This window comes from Streptomyces sp. NPDC039465 (assembly GCF_055639315.1).
In genome coordinates this window covers 362,359-379,962 of record NZ_JBVKAP010000003.1, presented here as the reverse complement: position 1 = coordinate 379,962, position 17,604 = coordinate 362,359, and the positions used below count along the sequence as shown (strand labels likewise).

Sequence of the window (17,604 nt, the reverse complement as noted above, 5' to 3'; positions counted from 1 at the left end):
CCCTTGCGTGATCGGAGTGTTGTGACGCGTATCGAACTGACCGACGTGACGCTGGACATCCAGGACAGCGGCTCGGGTCCGGCCGTCCTGCTGGTGCACGGCTTCCCCGACACCCATGAGCTCTGGCGCCACCAGGTGCCCGCGCTGAACGCGGCCGGCTACCGCACCGTCGCCCCCACGCTGCGCGGCTTCGGCGCCTCCGGCCGGCCCGCGGGCACGGAGGCGTACGCCCCGGCCCGGTCCGTGGCCGACCTGATGGAGCTGCTCGACCGGCTGGAGATCGAGACCGCCCATCTGGTCGGCCACGACTGGGGCTCGGGCATGGTCCAGCAGCTCGCCATGGCCGCGCCGGCGCGGGTGGCCAGCTTGAGCATCCTGTCGGTGGGCCATCTGGGCGGCCTGCGGGACGCGGGCTGGGAACAGCTCCAGCAGTCCTGGTACATGCTGCTGTTCCAGATCGAGGACCTCGCCGAGGAGTGGCTCGCGCGGGACGACTTCGCCCGCTTCCGCGAGATGCCCGGCGCCCACCCCGACAAGGAGGAGATCGTCGGCCGGATGCGGGAGCCGGGCGCGCTGACGGCGGCCCTGTCGGTGTACCGGGCGGGTATGCCCCCGGAGGTGCTGTTCGGCCCGCCTCAGCCGCTGCCCTCGCTGCCCGGGCCCGTCCTGGGCATCTGGTCGAGCGGCGACCGCTACCTCACCGAGCGGTCGATGACCGGCACCGACAAGTACGTGGACGGCACCTTCCGCTACGAGCGGGTCGAGGACGCCGGCCACTGGCTCCAGCTGGACGCCCCGGAGCGGGTCAACACCCTGCTCCTGGACTTCCTCGCGGAGCACCCGGCCAACTGAGCCGCCCGGCCCCGGCCGTGCCGCCTCAGCGCACGGCCGCGGTCAGCTCCCGCAGCGGCCAGGACGGGTCGATCACGGCGTCGGCGTTCCCCTTGCCGCGCAGGAACCGCTGGAAGTCCTCGGCCCACTCGGCGTACCAGACGATCTGGCGTTCATGCAGCTGGCGCGGGCTCAGCGCGGCCACCGACGGATGCCGCTCGGCTATCGCCCGGGCCACCCGCACCGCCGCCAGCGCGTCCGCCGCCGCTTCATGGGCGCCGTCGAGGACCACGCCGTACTCCCCGCAGACCGCTTCGAGGGTCCGCTTGCCGCGGCGGTAGCGGTCGACGGCCCGGTCGATGGTGTACGGATCGATGACCGGGCCGATGCCCGCCCCGCCGAGCCGCTCGCTGAGCGAGGGCAGTCCGTGGCGCCGCAGCTCGGCCGAGAGCAGGGTCAGATCGAAGGCCGCGTTGTACGCCACGACCGGGACGCCCTGCGTCCAGTAGCCCGTCAGGCTGTCCGCGATCTCGTCGGCCACCTCAGCCACCGGCCGGCCCTCGGCCGTCGCCCGCTCCGTACTGATCCCGTGGATCGCCGAGGCCTGGGCCGGGATCCGTATCCCCGGGTCGGCCAGCCAGTCCCGCTGCCGCGCCGGCAGCCCGTCGTGCACACCGATCACCGAGGCGGTCACGATCCGCGCCTCAAGCGGATCGGTGCCGGTCGTCTCCAGGTCGAAGCCGGCCAGCGGCAGCCCATGCCAAGCCATCGGGTCCTCCTTACGTGGTGCTCCCCCGTTGAATCCACACCCTCGCACGCGCCACTGACAACGCCGCCGGGAGCCCGCGCCGGCTGTGGCTCACGACACCGGACGGGAATCCAGCCACACCGACTCGAACTCCTCCCGGTAGGTCTCGAAGAGTCCGCTCTCGCCGTCCTGGCCGCTCTGCCCGGAGCGGACCACCGTGCGCCCGCCGCCGCGGAGCACGAGCACCGGCGCCTCCATGCCGCGGGCCCGGCGCAGATAGGTCTGGACGACGGCGACCCCGTCCGGCCCGTCCCCGTCGACGAGGTACGCGGTGAAGCGGGGGGTCTCGTCGAAGACATGGATCTGGAACGCGCCCGGGTCGCGCAGCTTGGAGCGGACCCTGCGCATATGGAGGATGTTCATCTCCACCGAGCGGCTCAGCTCGCCTTTCTTCAGGCCGAGTTCGCGCTCTCGCCGTTTGACGGCGCTGCTGGCCGGGTTGAGGAACAGCAGCCGTATCCGGCAGCCCGACTCGGCCAGGCGCACCAGCCGCCGGCCGGAGAAGTTCTGCACGAGGAGGTTCAGGCCTATGCCGGTGGCGTCGAGGCGGCGCGCGCCGCCGAAGAGGTCCTCGGCGGGCAGCTGGCGCTGGAGGCGCACCCGGTCGGGGTGGACGGAGACCACGTCCGCGTACCGGTCGCCGACGAGGTCCTCGACCGCGTCGACCGGCAGCCGGTCGGCCGACGGCACGCCCGCGCCGCTGCCGAGGATCTCCAGGAGCCGGGCGGAGGCCCGCTCGGACTGGGCGAGCACGGTCAGGGAGAGGGCCCGGTTGCGGGAGACGACGTTGCGGGTGACCTCCAGCTCGTCCAGGGCCAGTTCGACCTCCCGCCGGTCGTCGAAGTACGGCTCGAAGCAGGGCCAGTGCTGCACCATCAGCTCGCGCAGCTGCGGCAGCGTGAGGAAGCTGAGGACGTTGTCGTCGGCCGGGTCGAGGAGATAGCCCTTGCGGCGCGAGACCTCGCGGACGGCGACCGCCCGCTGCACCCACTCCTGGCCGGCCGGGCCGGCCGCGGCCACCACCCAGTCGTCGCCGTGGACCGGTTCGTAGACCGGGCGGAGCACGGCGGCCACGACGGCGCGCAGCCGCTGTTCGACCAGATTCAGCCAGATGTAGGCGCGGCCGGCCCGCTGGGCGCGGGTGCGTACCTCGCTCCAGGCCTCCGCGCCCCACTCCAGCTCCGCCCCGATCTCCATCGGACGTGCGAGGGAGACCGCTCCTGGCGGGACTTCTGCGGGGTCATCGGAGTCCCCCTCGTGACCAGGGTCACCTGGAGGAAGCTCCAGCCCTCCCGAGCTCACCCGCGCACCGCCTTCTGCTCCTGGACACCCCGTCTGGCAACGATCAAGGAAGGGTACTCCGGGAGCAGTGGGCGGTGCAGCCCGATGCGCAGGCTGCTTCGTCAACGGGGTTGAGCCGGCTGGCCGTTCTGGTCGGCGAGGGCGGGCGGAGTGAGCGGATTCATAGCGGTCACGTCCCTGGGGGCGAGCTGGAAGCCCTGCCAGTGCACCGGCATGGGCTGCTGGTCCTCGTCCCGGGCGATGTGGTGGAACCCGATGTTGACCCAGGCGATGGGGTTGACGAGGGGTTCGCCGTTGACCCACTTGTCGACGCTGTCGGGGGCGCCGCGCCCGCAGTCGCGGATGTTGTTCGAGGCGAACTGCTCGCAGGCGCGCGCCTGGGTGAAGTAGACGTCGTGCCGGGTGAAGCCGCGGCCGTCGTGCGTGGCCGAGGGGCCGGGCACGATCTCGTAACTGCGGGCGTGGCCGTCCTTGTTCTTGCCGTTCTGGCTCACCACCCGCCACCAGCGCATGGTCTTGGCGTCCCCGGCGAGCTCCTTGGTGACCGGGGTGCGGACCGTCTTCACCTTGGGGCCGCCGTTGCCGGTGGGGCGGGTGACCGTGGAGTCGACCTGCTCGACCCGGTCCTTGGGTGAGCCGTCGAGGCCGAAGTGGAGCCGCCAGAAGACGTTGTGGGCGTGGCTGGTGGCGTAGGAGCGGGCGCCCGCTCCGATCGGCCAGCCGCGTCCGTCGGTGGCGTTGTAGTCCATCGGCGAAAGGCTGCCGGTGGCGCCGACGTTGGCCGCGATGGTGCCGTCGGAGGAGAAGCGCCACTCGGTGATGTACTCGTACCAGGCCACCTTGTTGACGGTGTAGACGAGCAAGTCCTTGCCCTGGGACTGCCAGACCTTGGTCATCTGGTCGTTGGCCATGCGGTAGGCGTGGCCACGCGCGCGCGTGGTGGTGCACAGGCCCTTGACGGTGCCGAGGTCGGCGACACGGACGGGCGTGATGGTGCCGCCGGGGCATTCGGCCGGCTTGAGGTTCTGCAGACCCATGCCGAATCCGGCGCCGGTCAGGTCGTCGAACTCGTGCCTCCCGTCGTCGTACGGGACGTGGATCTGGGCCAGTTTGGCGCTGGTGAGGACGCGGATCGGGGTGGCGGCGCTCTTGGGCTGGTAGGAGACCTTGTCCAGGACAAGTCCGGCGTCGGTGTCGTAGCGCCAGCACATGCGCCAGGTGGTGCCGCCGTCGAGGGTCTGCTCGATGCGGTGGGCGGCGCTGCAGTCGGGGCGGGCGGGGGCGGGCGCGGCGACCAGCTCGGCCGCGGCCGGGGAGACCGGGCCCGCGGCGGCGGTGGCGGTGGCGAGGAGGGCGGCGGCGGCCAGCACGGCGCCGGTCCCGCGCAGCCGCGAGGCTGCTCTGAGGTGGGTGGAGAAGCGCATGGAAGAACGAGCTCCCTCGTACGGACGTGCCCGCGGGGCGTGCTGCGACGCGCGGGTGGAAGAAGTGACGGAAGGGATGAACGGAAGGGATGAGGAGGAGGCGGCGGCGCAGGCGGCGCGGCTCAGCCGACGTCGGTGACGGTGCGGGTGCTCAGGTTCACCACGAGGTCGCGGGTGTCGATCCACGAGCCGTTGAGGACCTTGGAGGCCAGCCGTACGCAGCGGTGCTCGCCGCACTTCGTCAGCGCCGGCGGCACGTTCTCCTCGCGGTAGGTGCGGTAGACGTCGCCGTTGAACCAGAGCTGATCGGGTGAGGTGAGCTCCTTGCCGGTGGCGTCCTTGTAGTCGTCTTTCAGCCCCTTGCCGAGCGGGCTCTTCAAGATCAGCTCGATCGCCTCGCGGAGCTCGGCCCGGTGCGGTGAGGGCTGTACGCCGCGCTGGGTGCCGGTCTTCTCGACCTTCCCCGCGTCGAGGTTGACGGTGCTGGTGATGAGGGTGTTGTGCCGGTAGTCGTAGGAGCGCACCTCGGCGCGGCGTGGCGCGGTGGCCTCCGGCTCGCCGGGGACGGGGTCGGCGAGGTTGGTGGCGAGGTGCTGCGGCCCCCGGGCGCCCTCGACGTCGCTGAAGTCCGCCGCGGCCTGGGGCAGGGCCAGCTGCCGGGCCCGTTTCAGCTCGGTCTCGGTGAGCGGGTCGCTGCCCACGCCGCGCTCCCCCTCGGCCGGCGCGGCGGCCACGACGGCCGGTCCGGGAGGCGGGCCGGCGCCGTCCTGGTCCTCCCCGCCGCCCTGCCCAGCGCCGTCGGTGGCTGCGTCGGCCGCTCCGGCCGTCCGCCCGCCGGTGTCGTCCGCCCCCGCGGTCCCCGGCAGGGTGATGCCGACCATGACGGCCGTCCCCGTGACCGCCAGGGCCGTACCCGCCACCACTTTCCCCAGATGGCGGCGCACTAGATTGCGCACATTTCCCCCCTCTTGTGTCGGTCACCCGGTAGGACGGACCGAAGTCCTAGGAGGTTGCCCCTCTTTCGGGCAGGATCTGGCCGAAGTACACCCCAACACCCGGATCAGAAGTGGAAGAGTCTTATCTATGCAGGTCTGGCCGGGACAGGCGTATCCCCTCGGTGCCACGTACGACGGCGCCGGTACCAACTTCGCGGTCTTCTCGGAGGCCGCCGACCGGATCGAGCTGTGTCTGCTCCATGACGACGGCTCGGAGACGGCGGTGGAGCTTCGCGAGACGGACGCCTTCGTACGACATGCGTATCTGCCGGGCGTGATGCCGGGCCAGCGCTACGGCTTCCGGGTCCACGGCCCGTACGCGCCGGAGCGCGGGCTGCGGTGCAACTCGGCGAAGCTGCTCCTCGATCCGTACGCGCGTGCGATCGCCGGGGCCGTGGAGTGGGGCGAGGCGGTGTACGGCTACCACTTCGGGCGGCCGGACTCCCGCAACGACCTCGACTCGGCGCCGCACACGATGACGTCCGTGGTCGTCAATCCGTACTTCGACTGGGGCGACGACCGTCCGCCGCGCACCGACTACCACCGCACAGTGATCTACGAGGCCCATGTGAAGGGGCTGACGATGCTCCATCCGGGGCTGCCGGACGAGCTGCGCGGTACGTACGCGGGTCTCGCACATCCGTCGGTCATCGGGCATCTGCGGGAACTGGGCGTCACGGCACTGGAGTTGATGCCGGTCCATCAGTTCGTCAACGACCACCGGCTCTCCGACGCGGGGCTCAGCAACTACTGGGGTTACAACACCATCGGTTTCTTCGCCCCGCACAACGCCTACGCCTCCTGGGGCGACCGGGGCCAGCAGGTGCTGGAGTTCAAGTCGGCCGTGCGGGCCCTGCACCAGGCGGGCATCGAGGTGATCCTCGACGTGGTGTACAACCACACCGCCGAGGGCAACCACCTGGGCCCCACGCTCTCCTTCCGGGGCCTGGACAACCCGTCCTACTACCGACTCTCCGCCGACCGGCGCTACTACACCGACACCACCGGCACCGGGAACTCCCTGCTCATGCGGTCCCCGCACGTGCTCCAGCTGATCATGGATTCGCTGCGGTACTGGGTGACCGAGATGCACGTCGACGGCTTCCGCTTCGATCTGGCGGCGACGCTGGCGCGGCAGTTCCACGAGGTGGACCGGCTGTCGTCCTTCTTCGACCTGGTGCAGCAGGATCCGGTGGTCAGTCAGGTCAAGCTGATCGCCGAGCCCTGGGACGTGGGCGAGGGCGGCTACCAGGTGGGGAACTTCCCGCCGCTGTGGACCGAGTGGAACGGAAAGTACCGTGACACCGTACGGGACCTGTGGCGCGGCGAGCCGCGGACGCTCGCGGAGTTCGCGTCCCGGCTGACCGGCTCGTCGGACCTGTACCAGGACGACGGGCGGCGCCCGCTGGCCTCGGTGAACTTCGTGACGTGCCATGACGGTTTCACCTTGCACGACCTGGTGGCCTACAACGGCAAGCACAACGAAGCCAACGGCGAGGGCAACCGCGACGGTGAGAGCCACAACCGCTCCTGGAACTGCGGCGCCGAGGGCGAGACGGACGATCCGGCCGTGCGGGAGCTGCGCGCCCGCCAGATGCGCAACTTCATCGCCACGCTGATGCTCTCGCAGGGTGTGCCGATGCTCAGCCACGGCGACGAGTTCGCCCGCACCCAGGGCGGCAACAACAACGCCTACTGCCAGGACAACGAAGTCTCCTGGGTGCGCTGGCCCGAGCCGGGCACGGAGACGGACGGGACGCTGCTCGCCTTCACGCGCGCGATGGTGGGGCTGCGCCGCGACCATCCGGTCTTCCGGCGGCGCCGCTTCTTCCACGGCCGGCCGGTGGAGGGCACCCATGACGAGCTCACCGACATCGCCTGGTTCACCCCGGAGGGGGTGGAGATGACGGCCCGGGACTGGCAGGCGGCGCAGGCCCGGGCGCTGACGGTGTTCCTCAACGGCGACGCGATCTCCGAGCCGGGACCTCGCGGGGAGCGCATCGGCGACGACTCGTTCCTGCTGATGGTCAACGCCAGCGCGGAGCCCCGGGAATTCATGGTGCCGGTCGACCACGGGGACAACTGGCAAGTGCTGGTGGACACCGCGAAGGCGGAGGTCGCCGCGGAGTACGAGGCGCCGAAGATCTCCGCCGGGGAGCGGCTGCCGCTCCTTGGCCGCAGCCTGGCGGTGCTGCGCCGGCCCGCCTGAGGACGCCCGCGGGCCGGGCGCCGTCAGGGCACCCGGCCCGCGGGCGACCGGCGCTGCCGCTTCGGCCAGTCGGGTGGTGGGGGGCGGCCTTCTCGGTGAGGCCGGAGACGGTGATCAGATGGGGCGCGTAGGCGGCGCCGAGGACGATCACCGCGGCGTACAGGGCAATCGGTCGAACGTCGCCCCGGCCGGTGGAACGGACGCATGGGCCGATGACACAGAAGCCGCTCAAGCGGGTACGTACGTTCGCATGACGCCCATCGCCACCTATCGGCTTCAGCTCCGGCCCGACTTCACCTTTCCGGCGGCCGCCCGGGCGGTGCCGTATCTCGCCTCGCTCGGGGTCTCCCATCTCCATCTGTCACCGGTGCTTGAGGCCATCCCCGGTTCGACGCACGGGTACGACGTGACCGATCACAGCCGGATCCGGGAGGAGCTGGGGGGCGAGGAGGGCCTGCGGGAGCTCGCGGCGACCGCGCTCGCGCACGGCCTGGGCCTGGTGGTGGATCTGGTGCCCAATCACATGTCATCGGTGCCACGGCACAACCACGCGCTGTGGGAGGTGCTGCGGGAGGGCCCGGCCTCGCCATACGCGCGCTGGTTCGACATCGAGTGGGACGCGGGCGGCGGAAGGATCCTGCTGCCCGTGCTCGCCGACCGGATCGGGGACGTACGGGACCGGCTGCGGGTCGAGCCCGGTCAGGGTCCGGGGAGCGGTGTGCTGCGCTACGAGGACCAGGTCTTCCCGCTGCGCGACGGCACGGCGTCGCTGCCGTTCGCGGAGCTGCTCGACGCGCAGTGGTACCGGCTCGGCTGGTGGCGGCTGGCCCGTACGGAGCTCAACTACCGGCGTTTCTTCACCATTTCGGATCTGATCGGGGTCCGGGTGGAGGATCCGGAGGTGTTCGCGGCCACCCACGGGAAGGTGCTGGAGCTGGTGCGCGACGGGGTGATCGAGGGCCTGCGGATCGACCATCCCGACGGGCTCGCGGACCCGGAGGTGTATCTGGAGCGGCTGCACGCGGCGACCGGGGGACGCTGCTGGACGGTGGTGGAGAAGATCCTCACCGGCGAGGAGCGGCTGCCCGCACGCTGGCCGGTCGACGGCACCACCGGCTACGACGCGCTGCGGTACGTCGACGGTCTCTTCGTCGACGGTCCGGGGGCGGCGCGGCTGACCGAGGTCTACCGGGCGTTCGCCGGTCCTGCCCCGGACCGGGGCGGGGTCTGGGAGCCGACCGTACGCCGGGCGATGGACCGGGTCGTCACCCATGAGCTGGCCGCCGAGATCGGCCTGCTGACTCGTACCGCCGGACGGATCTGCGCGGCCGACCCGGTACTGCGCGACCATGCCCCATGGGCGCTGCGCACCGCCATGACCGAGCTGATGGTGCGGTTGCCCGTCTACCGCCCCTACCGCATCGGGGGGCAGGAGGTGCTCACCGAGGAGGCGGCGCGGGCGGCGAAGGAGGCGTTCGCGGTGCCGGAGGAGGCGGTCGCGGTCGATGTGATCCGTGACCTCGCACTGGGCCGGCTCGGCGAGGGCCCGGACCACACGGCGTTCCGGGCCAGGTTCGCCCAGACGGCGTCCGCGCTGCGCGCCAAGTCCGTGGAGGACACCGCCTTCTACCGCTACACCCCGCTGCTGTCGGCGAACGAGGTCGGCGGGGATCCGGGCAGGCCGGCGGTGTCGCCGCGGGAGTTCCATGGGTACGCCGCCCGGCTGGCCAGGGACTGGCCGGCCACCGGCACGGTCCTGTCCACTCATGACACCAAGCGCGGCGGGGACGTCCGGGCGGCGATCGCGGTGCTCTCCCAGTGCCCGGAGCGCTGGGCCGGGCTCCTCGACGAGCTGACCGCCGCCTCGCCCGTACCGGCGCCCGATCCGCATCTGGCGTGGAGCGCCTGGCAGACGGCCTTCGGCCTGGGTCCGGACCTGGGCGCGGTGCCGGGCAGGCCCGGGGACGCGCTGCTGAAGGCGGTACGGGAGGCGGGCCTGCGCACGACGTGGACCGAGCCGGATCCGGGGTACGAGCAGGCCGTCGCCGACTTCGTCGCGGCCTGGCCCCCGGGCGGTCCGCCCGCGCTGGCGGCGGCCGTGCGGGAGCTCGCCCCGCACACCCGGGCCAACGCGCTGGGCGCCGCGCTGGTGCAGCTGACGATGCCGGGGGTGCCGGAGCTGTACCAGGGCACCGAGCGGGTGTGCCGCACACTCGTCGATCCGGACAACCGCCGTCCCTTCGCGGCCGGGGAGCCGGACGAGCGGACGGCGCTGACCCGGGCGGCGCTGCGACTGCGCCGCCGCTGTCCGGAGATCTTCGGGGATTCGGGGCGGTACGCGCCGCTGACGGCGACCGGCCCGGCCGCGGACCACTGTCTGGCCTTCGTCCGCTCGGGCGCGGTGGTCACGGCCGTCACCCGGCTCTCGCTGCGGCTCGCGGAGTCGGGCGGCTGGGCGGACACCGTGCTCGAACTGCCGGAGGGGTCGTGGTTCGACCTCCTGGCCGGGCAGCGGCGGGTCGAAGGCGGTGCGGTGGCGCTCGCGGAGCTGTTCGCGGACCGGCCGGTGGCGCTCCTCAGCCGGCTGGCCGTACCAGAAGAGCCCTCGGCGCGCGGGTGATCACGCCGGTGTGGGCGGGGCGGAACCCGTCCACCCAGCGCAGCCGCGGCATGGCGTCGAGCAGCGCCCGCAGGCCGAAGTCGGCCTCCAGGGCGGCGAGGACGACGGCCGGGCAGAAGCCGGGGCCGAAGGTGAGCTGACCGGGGTCGTCGCGGAGCAGGTCGAACCGGTCGGGTGCGGTGAAGCGTTCCGGGTCGCGGCCCGCGGCGCCGATGAGCAGGGCCACGGACGCGCCGGCCGGGATGGTGCCGCCGCTGACCTCGACCTCCTCGGTGGTGCGGCGTACGGCGATCTGGACGGGCGGGTCGCGGCGCAGCGACTCGGCCCAGGCCCGGCGTAGCAGTTCGGGCGGCCCGGTCCGTACGGCGGCCAGCTGGTCGGGGTCGTCGAGGATGTTGGCGAGGAAGGACGCGAGCGCCTTCTGCCGTAGCGTGATCAGGCTGGTGCACTGCCCGGCGGGCGATCCGGCCGCCGCCCGGCCGCGTACCAGCCGCATCATGTCCCGGTAGGGCACCCCGATGGCCGCGGCGGCCGTCCCGGCGGGCAGCCGGCGGCAGAACTCCTCGACGAGGTCGACCTGGTGGCGCCCGGCGAGCCGGCGGGCCAGGACGTAGGCGGTGCGTTCGGTGACATGGCGCAGGCCGACGGTGGCGGCGCCCTGGTGGGCGGGGGCGCAGGGCGGGTCGCCGGGCCGGTGGCCGCGGGTGAACCGGGGGTCGGTGAGGGCGGCGGCCACATCGGCGTACCGGCTGAGCAGCCAGGCCCTCAGGTCCGGGTCGTAGGTGAGGGGGAACTCCTCGCGCAGGATCCGGTAGAGGGGGTACGGGTCCTTGCCGACGCCCATGCCGAGGGGGCTGGGGGCGACGGTCCGGGATCCGGGGCGGGGCGGGGCCGCCGGGGTCTTCGGGGGCGCCGGGGTCGCCGGGCGGGCGGGCCAGGTGCCCGCGCCGCGCAGGCCCACGCGTCGTATGCCCACGGGCGGGTCGTCTCCCATCGCGCTCCCCGTTTCGGTGTCGGCGCCGCTGTCGGCTTCGGTGTCGGCCGCACCCCGGGGTCGGCGGCGGGCGTCCTTCCACCTCAGCACCGCCCCCGCCGGGGCGCAGGTGGCGTACACCCGTACGAGTGAAGAAGAGGTGTCCGAGACCCGGTGTACGAGGCGCCTTCCGGGCCCGGGCATCACCTTTCACCCTGCCCCCAGTGGACTTCCACGCCGGGGCACACCACGGCGTAGGCGCGGTCGAAGATCGGCCAGCCGCTGGAAGGCTCCTCGCCCCACCCGCACCGAGTAATTCGTTTCAGCAGGCCCTCCACGCATGTCCGAAAACAAGCACATTTTCAGTCTGTATCACGACTCCCGCTGCTTATGGAAGCGCTTTTGACACCCGGTGCCCGAATGAATGAAGCGAGGAATCGCGCGTTTGTGGGTCACCGTTCCGGACGATGAAAGTACCCATGACCGAGCGCGGTGCGGAAATGAACCTCCGCATTCAGAAAGGGAGATGGGCCGAGAGAAAGCAGAAGGGCAACCGCGCCTCCACTCGGATCACCAGTGAACAGCCGGTGACCTTCGGGTTTATAAGAAAGGATTCAGCCAATGGCCGACAAGCCCAGCACCACGGATACCGTCAAGGATTTCCTCAGCGAGGTCGCGGACAGCGCGAACAAGGCGTATAACGAACTTCTCGACCCGCCCCGCAAGGACAAGTCGAAGAATTCCGCGTTCGGTGACCTGCTGCCTTTTGGCCACCCACTTCAAGCCGTCGCCGGACTCCCCACCGAGACACTGCGTGCCGTGGGCGCGCTGGCCGCGCTCGGCGGCTCGGCCAACCCCCTGGCGGCGCTGACCGCCGCCGCCAATCCGCTGGGGGCACTGGCCCAGCCGGCGGCCGCGGTGGCGGGGGCGGCGGGCAATCCGCTGGCCGCGCTCGCCGGGGCGATCCCCGGGGCGATCCCCGGGCAGCTGGCCGCGCTCGCCGGCGGCGCCCCGGCCAATCCGCTCGCCGCCCTCTCCGGGGCGGGCGAGGCGGTCGGCGGGCTCGCCGAACTCCCCCAGCAGATCGCCCGGCTGACCGAGCTCGTGGCGACCCTGCTCACCGCGCTGGAGGCGGTCCAGGGCATCGCCGGAGCGGTCGGAGGCGCCGTGCGCACCCCCTCGCCCCGCAAGAGCGCCTCCTCCTGACCCTCGCCCCACCGGTCGTCCGCCGGTCCTCACCGCGGCCGGCCGTACCCCTGCTGAAGGAGAGATGACCTCATGGCGGCCATGGTCGGCGACCGTCTGCGTCTGGTCGTGAAGGTGCTCGGCGGTCTCGCCGCCGACGAGGTCGGCCGGGCGGCGCGCGACCGCCGCCGCCCCGGGAACCGCACGCCGTACCCGGAGGACGAGCTCTCCTCCGGGCACGAGCAGCGGCGTGCCCGGGCGTTACGCCGGGCCCTGGAAAGCCTGGGGCCCTTCTACGTGAAACTCGGTCAGATCCTGTCGACCCGGCCGGACATGGTGTCCGCGACGGTGATCACAGAACTCCAGAACCTCCACGACCAGGTCGACATCCAGCCTTTCACGGTGTTCGAGCCCGTGCTCGCCCGCGACCTCGGGCCGGACTGGAAGCTCCGCTTCGACGACGTCGAGACGACCGAGCCGCTGGGTGCCGCGTCACTCGCCCAGGTGTACCGCGTGACGCTGGCCGACGGCCGGCCGGCCGTCGTGAAGATCCAGCGGCCCGGCATCCGCGAGACGGTCCTCGCCGACATGGCCCTGATGCGCAAGGCGGCCCGGGTGCTGGCCCGTACCGCGCCGCGCTTCAACGAGGTCATCGACGGGGAGGCGATGCTCGGCTCCATCTTCGACGCGATGGAACCCGAACTGGACTTCACCGGCGAGGCCCGCAACATGGAGGAGGCCGCCGAGAACATCCGCCCGTACCCCACACTCGCCGTCCCCGACGTCCTCCTCGCCACCCCACGGGTCCTCGTCCAGTCGCTCGCCCCGGGCAGGTCCGTACGCCACGTCGACCGCGCCCGCTTCAGCGACCAGGAGCGCGACGCCATCGGCAAGGACCTGCTGCGGTTCATGTACCGCGGCTACTTCGTGGACCGGATGTTCCACGCCGACCCGCACGCCGGGAACGTGTTCGCCCAGCCGGGCGGGCCCGTGACGCTGATCGACTGGGGCATGGTGGGCCGGCTCGACCGGCGTACGAGTCTGCACCTGCTGCCGCTGCTGATGGCGGTGGCGCAGAACGACGGGCACGGCCTGGCGCGGGCCTGGGCGGAGATGGGGCGGCTGACCCCGTGGTCCAACCTGCCCGCGTTCGCCTCCGACATGGCGGCGCTGGTCCCCAAGATCGCCGGTGCTTCGCTTGACGAGCTCGACTTCGGGGTGTCGCTGACGAAGGTGCTGGAGCGGGCCTCCAAACGGGGTATCGGCTCGGCGCCCTCCATCTCCCTGCTGGGCAAGTCCTTCGCGAATCTGGAGGGGTCGGTGCGCTGTCTGGCACCCGAGATCGCGCTCGCCCCGGTGTTCAAGAAGGAAGTGCGCTCCATTCTGACCTCCCTGGCGGGAGAGTTCTTCGCGCCGGAGCAACTGGCCCGCGCGGCCATGGACTTCATGGTCACCGCCTCCACCGGCCCGGAGCAGCTACGCGGCCTCCTCAGCGACGCCGCGAGCCGGCAGCTCGGCCTTCAGGTCCATCAGCCCCGCACCCCGGCGGGCCTCGGCGGCCGGCACCCCGCACAGCCGTCGTGGCCGCTGCTGGCCCTGGGCGCCGCTGCGGTCTTCCTGGACCACCGCCGCCGGTCGCGCTGACCCGGCCTCCGTACGCCTTCCGTAGGCCTTCCGTCTTCGGGTGCCTTCCGATCCCTTACGAGTGAAAGAGGAACGAACCACGATGTCCGACAACCAGGACGCCGAGACCCCCTCGGGCCCGCTCGCGGGTGTGTCGCAGACGGCCCTGTGGACCGCGCGCATGCGCGCCCAGGAAGCCTTCAAAGACGCTCCGTGCGTCGAGGATCCCTGGGCCGCGCGGTTCCTCACCGCGGCCGGGGAGACCACCCGGCCGCCCGGGTCCGGGCTGCTGCAGGACGTGCTCCCCGACTGGATCGCGGTCCGTACGCGCTTCTTCGACGACTTCCTGCTCGCGGCGACCGGCGCCGGATGCCGCCAGGTGGTGATCCTCGGCGCCGGACTCGACGCCCGGGCCCACCGGCTCGACTGGCCGGAGCGGGTACGGGTCTTCGAGGTCGACCTCGCTCCCGTGCACGCCTTCAAGGACGCGGCGTTGGACGGGGCGCGGCCGGAGCGGGCCGAGCGGGTCGCCGTACCGGCCGATCTGCTGGGGCCCTGGGACCTCGCGCTCAAGGACGCCGGGCACGACCCGGCCGCGCCCACGGCCTGGCTGTGCGAGGGGCTGCTGTTCTATCTGGAGCCGGAGCAGGTCGCCAGGGTCGTCGAGACGGTCGGCGGGCTCTCCGCCCCGGGCAGCTGGATCGGGGCCGAGTGCCTGAACGCCGCCGCGGCCGACTCGGCCTTCATGGGCCCCTGGCTGGAGGCGCTGTCCGCCTCCGGCACGCCGTGGCGGTGGCAGCTGCCCGCCGACTGGGAGAGCTGGTGGGCGCGGTACGGCTGGGCGGCCCAGGCGGCCGACCTGTTCGACCTGCCGTACGCGGTGGAGCGGTTCTCCCCCTACCGGCAGTTCCTGGAAGGCAGCGACAACGAATCCATGCGCCTGATCACCGGGATCCGCTCATGACGCCGCTGCCGCGCCGCCCGGCGGCCCCGGACCGGAGGTGACGCGTGGACGCACACAACCTCTGCCAGACGCCCACCACCTACCGGCTGCTGAGGCTGGAGTACGTCGTCGGGCTGCTGGTGGCCGCCGGGTTCTTCCTGGCCCACCTCGGCGAGGTGCGCTGGTGGGTGGCCCTGCTCCTGTTCGCCCACATCGACCTCATCGGCTATCTGCCCGGGGCGCTCGCCCACCGCCGCAGTCCGGACGGCCGGATCCCGCGCGTGTACTACGTGCTGTACAACGTGATGCACAGCCTGATCACCCAGGCCCTGGTCGTCGGGGCGTGGCTGTGGCTGGTCGGTCCGGAGTGGGCGCTGCTGGTCGTGCCGATCCATCTCTTCGGCGACCGGGGGCTGTTCGGCAACTTCGTCAAACCGTTCACAGTGGCCTTCGAGCCCCGGCCGCACCCGGCGGTGCAGTCGGCGCTGGCCGACTTCGCGACCGTACCCTGGCACGCCTGGCCACCGGCGCGACCGGCGCCACCGGGCGAACCCGGCCGGGACGGGCAGCGCGTGGCGGCCGGCCGCGGCCCCGAGCACGGACTCGTCCCATGACGGCCCCGGGGACCGAACGGGCCCAGGAGGCCCAACAGGCCCAGCAAGCCGAGCACGTGTTTCGGATGCTGAGCCGCCACGGGAATCACAGCAGCGCCTTCCTGACCATGGGCAGCGGGTTACGTCATCTCTCCGTCCCGGACGCCGACGGCTTCGTCGCCCACCGCACCGCCGGCCGCCATCTGTTCGAGCTGTGCGGCCCGGTCTGTGCCGACGCCGACCGGGAGCGGCTGCTCACCGCGCTGCTCGACCGGGCCGCCCGGGAGCGCCGCAAGGTCGTCGGGGTACAGCTCTCGCGCCGCGACGCCGAGCTGCACGCCGCCCACGGCTTCACCGCCGACCAGCTCGGCGCCTCGTTCGGCATCGCGCTCGACGGGTACTCCCTGGGCGGCCGGCGCATGGTGAAGGTGCGCAACATGGTCAACAGGGCGCGCAAGGAGGGTGTCACCGCCGACGAGGCATCCCCCGCGGACCGGGACGGCCCGGAGCTGGCCGCCGCGCTCGACGGCGTGGACGCCGCCTGGCTGCGCGCCAAGGGCCGCCACGTCAAGGAGCTCGACTTCATGATCGGCGAGCGCGGCGGGCCGGGCGCCCCGCACCGCCGCCTGTTCACCGCCGTCCACCAGGGCCGGATCGTCGCGTACGTGTCGTACTCACCGGTCTTCGGCGAGCGGCCGGGTTGGCTGTACGACCTGACCCGGCGTACGCCCGAGGCGCCACCGGGCACAATCGATCTGGTCTTCGCCACCGCGCTCCGGCGCTTCCAGGACGAGGGCAACGCGTGGCTGCACCTCGGCTTCACCCCGTTCGTGCAGCTCGAGCCCCTGGAGCGGTCGCCCGGCCGTCCCGGGCGCGGGCTGCGGCCCTGCCTGGAGCTGGTGCGCCGCCGGGGCGCCGCGCTCTATCCGGCCGCCGCGCAGGAGTCCTTCAAGCTCAAGTGGCGCCCCCAGCTGATCGAGCCGGAGTACCTGGTCTTCCAGGGCGGGCCGAGTCTCGGCGCCGTCTGGAACCTGCTGCGGCTGACCCGCACCGTCTGAGCCTCCCTCCTGCCCAAACCCCCATTCTCCGACGGAAGGAAATGATCATGAACAGTTCCGCGCTGCCGGTGCCGCCCGAAGCGGACCGGATGCTCGCCCCCGATCTGCTGGAGGGCGCCCAGACCATCGAGCTGACGCCGGAGGAGTGCGACATCGCGTACTGGCTGCGCGCCGTGCCGCAGGGCACGCTCCGCGGCGATCCGATGGGCCGTACCGCCGGGGTGAGCGTGCCGGCGCACATGAAGGAGGACGGGCCGCTGCGCCAGGCGGTGATGCAGGAGCTCGCGTTCCGTTCGATGGCCGAGGAGAAGGCGGCCCGCGCCCTCACCCGGCTCGTCGCCTACGCCCCCGATCTCACCGGGATGGACTTCTTCACCACCCAGCTGATGGACGAGGCCCGGCACGCCTACGCCTTCCGCGGTCATCTCCTGGAACTGGGCGTCCCAGAGGGCGAGTTGCTGGACACGATGGAGGAGCTGGCCGGGGCCGACCGGGAGGCCGTGCTGAATCCGCTGGAGGAGTTCGGGCTCGACGTCATGGAGAGCGGCCGGGACTACATCGGCGGGGTGGTCACGCTCACCGTCCTGGTCGAGGGGGTCCTCGCGCCCACGGCCGAGCTGAGCGAGCGCAAGTGGCGGCCCTTCGACCCGGCCGCGGCCGAGATCGAACGCGCCGCCGGAATCGACGAGATCCGGCACCTGTCCGTGGGCAGCACCATCGTCAGGCGCCATCTGCGGGCCCACCCCGAGGAGGCCGGACGCCTCGCCGAACTCCTGGAGCGCGGCACCCGGCTGTGGGAGCGCCTGCCCGTCGCCGAGCTGACCCACCGCCGGGAGCTGCTCTACCAGCAGGGCATGGAGCAGTACGGCGACCTGGTCGGCGACTACGAACTGTGGCCCGGCCGGCGGCTGCTCGACACCACCGCGGAGGAGCGGATGGCGACCGCCGCCGAGTGGGCGCAGCGCACCCAACGCTCCCGGCTCGCCTACATGGGTCTGGTCGGGTGAGCCGATGGCCGTGATCCCCCCGCACTCTGACCC

General features: G+C 72.2%; 14 protein-coding genes. 9 read left to right on the top strand and 5 right to left on the bottom strand.

From position 1 onward, the window contains the following. The first annotated feature begins 21 nt into the window (after positions 1-21). A complete protein-coding gene (locus ACZ7LT_RS12205) occupies positions 22-852 on the top strand; it encodes an alpha/beta fold hydrolase (protein ID WP_471235930.1) in 831 nt (276 codons plus the stop codon). A 25-nt stretch (positions 853-877) separates the two neighbouring features. On the opposite strand, the gene ACZ7LT_RS12200 is transcribed toward ACZ7LT_RS12205, so the two are convergent. The 4 genes from ACZ7LT_RS12200 to ACZ7LT_RS12185 form a co-directional block, all read right to left on the bottom strand. Then, a complete protein-coding gene (locus ACZ7LT_RS12200; protein ID WP_471235929.1) occupies positions 878-1,600 on the bottom strand; it encodes an exonuclease domain-containing protein in 723 nt (240 codons plus the stop codon). A 90-nt stretch (positions 1,601-1,690) separates the two neighbouring features. Beyond that, on the bottom strand, positions 1,691-2,941 hold the full coding sequence (locus ACZ7LT_RS12195) for an SAV2148 family HEPN domain-containing protein (protein ID WP_471235928.1): 1,251 nt from the start codon (positions 2,939-2,941) through the stop codon (positions 1,691-1,693). A gap of 101 nt (positions 2,942-3,042) precedes the next feature. Further along, positions 3,043-4,365 (bottom strand): copper amine oxidase, encoded by a 1,323-nt coding sequence (locus tag ACZ7LT_RS12190; protein ID WP_471235927.1) that lies wholly within the window; start codon positions 4,363-4,365, stop codon positions 3,043-3,045. A 122-nt stretch (positions 4,366-4,487) separates the two neighbouring features. Beyond that, positions 4,488-5,321: a Tat pathway signal sequence domain protein gene (locus ACZ7LT_RS12185; RefSeq protein WP_471235926.1), complete on the bottom strand. Its 834-nt coding sequence runs from the start codon at positions 5,319-5,321 to the stop codon at positions 4,488-4,490. Between the two features lie 127 nt (positions 5,322-5,448). Here ACZ7LT_RS12185 and glgX point away from each other — a divergent pair, with 127 nt between their 5' ends. Continuing rightward, positions 5,449-7,569, top strand: a complete 2,121-nt coding sequence (gene glgX, locus ACZ7LT_RS12180; protein ID WP_471235925.1) for a glycogen debranching protein GlgX — start codon at positions 5,449-5,451, stop codon at positions 7,567-7,569. A gap of 250 nt (positions 7,570-7,819) precedes the next feature. Continuing rightward, a complete protein-coding gene (gene treY / locus ACZ7LT_RS12175) occupies positions 7,820-10,189 on the top strand; it encodes a malto-oligosyltrehalose synthase (RefSeq protein WP_471235924.1) in 2,370 nt (789 codons plus the stop codon). Here the strand turns inward: treY and ACZ7LT_RS12170 are convergent. Continuing rightward, a complete protein-coding gene (locus tag ACZ7LT_RS12170) occupies positions 10,146-11,183 on the bottom strand; it encodes a cytochrome P450 (RefSeq protein WP_471236336.1) in 1,038 nt (345 codons plus the stop codon). The genes treY and ACZ7LT_RS12170 overlap by 44 nt on opposite strands. A 600-nt stretch (positions 11,184-11,783) precedes the next feature. On the opposite strand from ACZ7LT_RS12170, the gene ACZ7LT_RS12165 reads away from it, so the two are divergent. From ACZ7LT_RS12165 to ACZ7LT_RS12140, 6 genes are all read left to right on the top strand, one after another. Then, a complete protein-coding gene (locus ACZ7LT_RS12165; protein WP_471235923.1) occupies positions 11,784-12,368 on the top strand; it encodes a hypothetical protein in 585 nt (194 codons plus the stop codon). A 72-nt stretch (positions 12,369-12,440) separates the two neighbouring features. Continuing rightward, positions 12,441-13,991: an ABC1 kinase family protein gene (locus tag ACZ7LT_RS12160; protein ID WP_471235922.1), complete on the top strand. Its 1,551-nt coding sequence runs from the start codon at positions 12,441-12,443 to the stop codon at positions 13,989-13,991. Between the two features lie 82 nt (positions 13,992-14,073). Further along, entirely contained in the window at positions 14,074-14,934 is an 861-nt protein-coding gene (locus ACZ7LT_RS12155) for an SAM-dependent methyltransferase (RefSeq protein WP_471235921.1), read from the top strand. Between the two features lie 44 nt (positions 14,935-14,978). Further along, positions 14,979-15,527: a hypothetical protein gene (locus ACZ7LT_RS12150; RefSeq protein WP_471235920.1), complete on the top strand. Its 549-nt coding sequence runs from the start codon at positions 14,979-14,981 to the stop codon at positions 15,525-15,527. Beyond that, a complete protein-coding gene (locus ACZ7LT_RS12145) occupies positions 15,524-16,564 on the top strand; it encodes a phosphatidylglycerol lysyltransferase domain-containing protein (protein ID WP_471235919.1) in 1,041 nt (346 codons plus the stop codon). Before ACZ7LT_RS12150 ends, ACZ7LT_RS12145 begins: the two co-directional genes overlap by 4 nt. Before the next feature lie 47 nt (positions 16,565-16,611). Beyond that, positions 16,612-17,571: a ferritin family protein gene (locus tag ACZ7LT_RS12140; protein ID WP_471235918.1), complete on the top strand. Its 960-nt coding sequence runs from the start codon at positions 16,612-16,614 to the stop codon at positions 17,569-17,571. Positions 17,572-17,604: the final 33 nt, after the last annotated feature.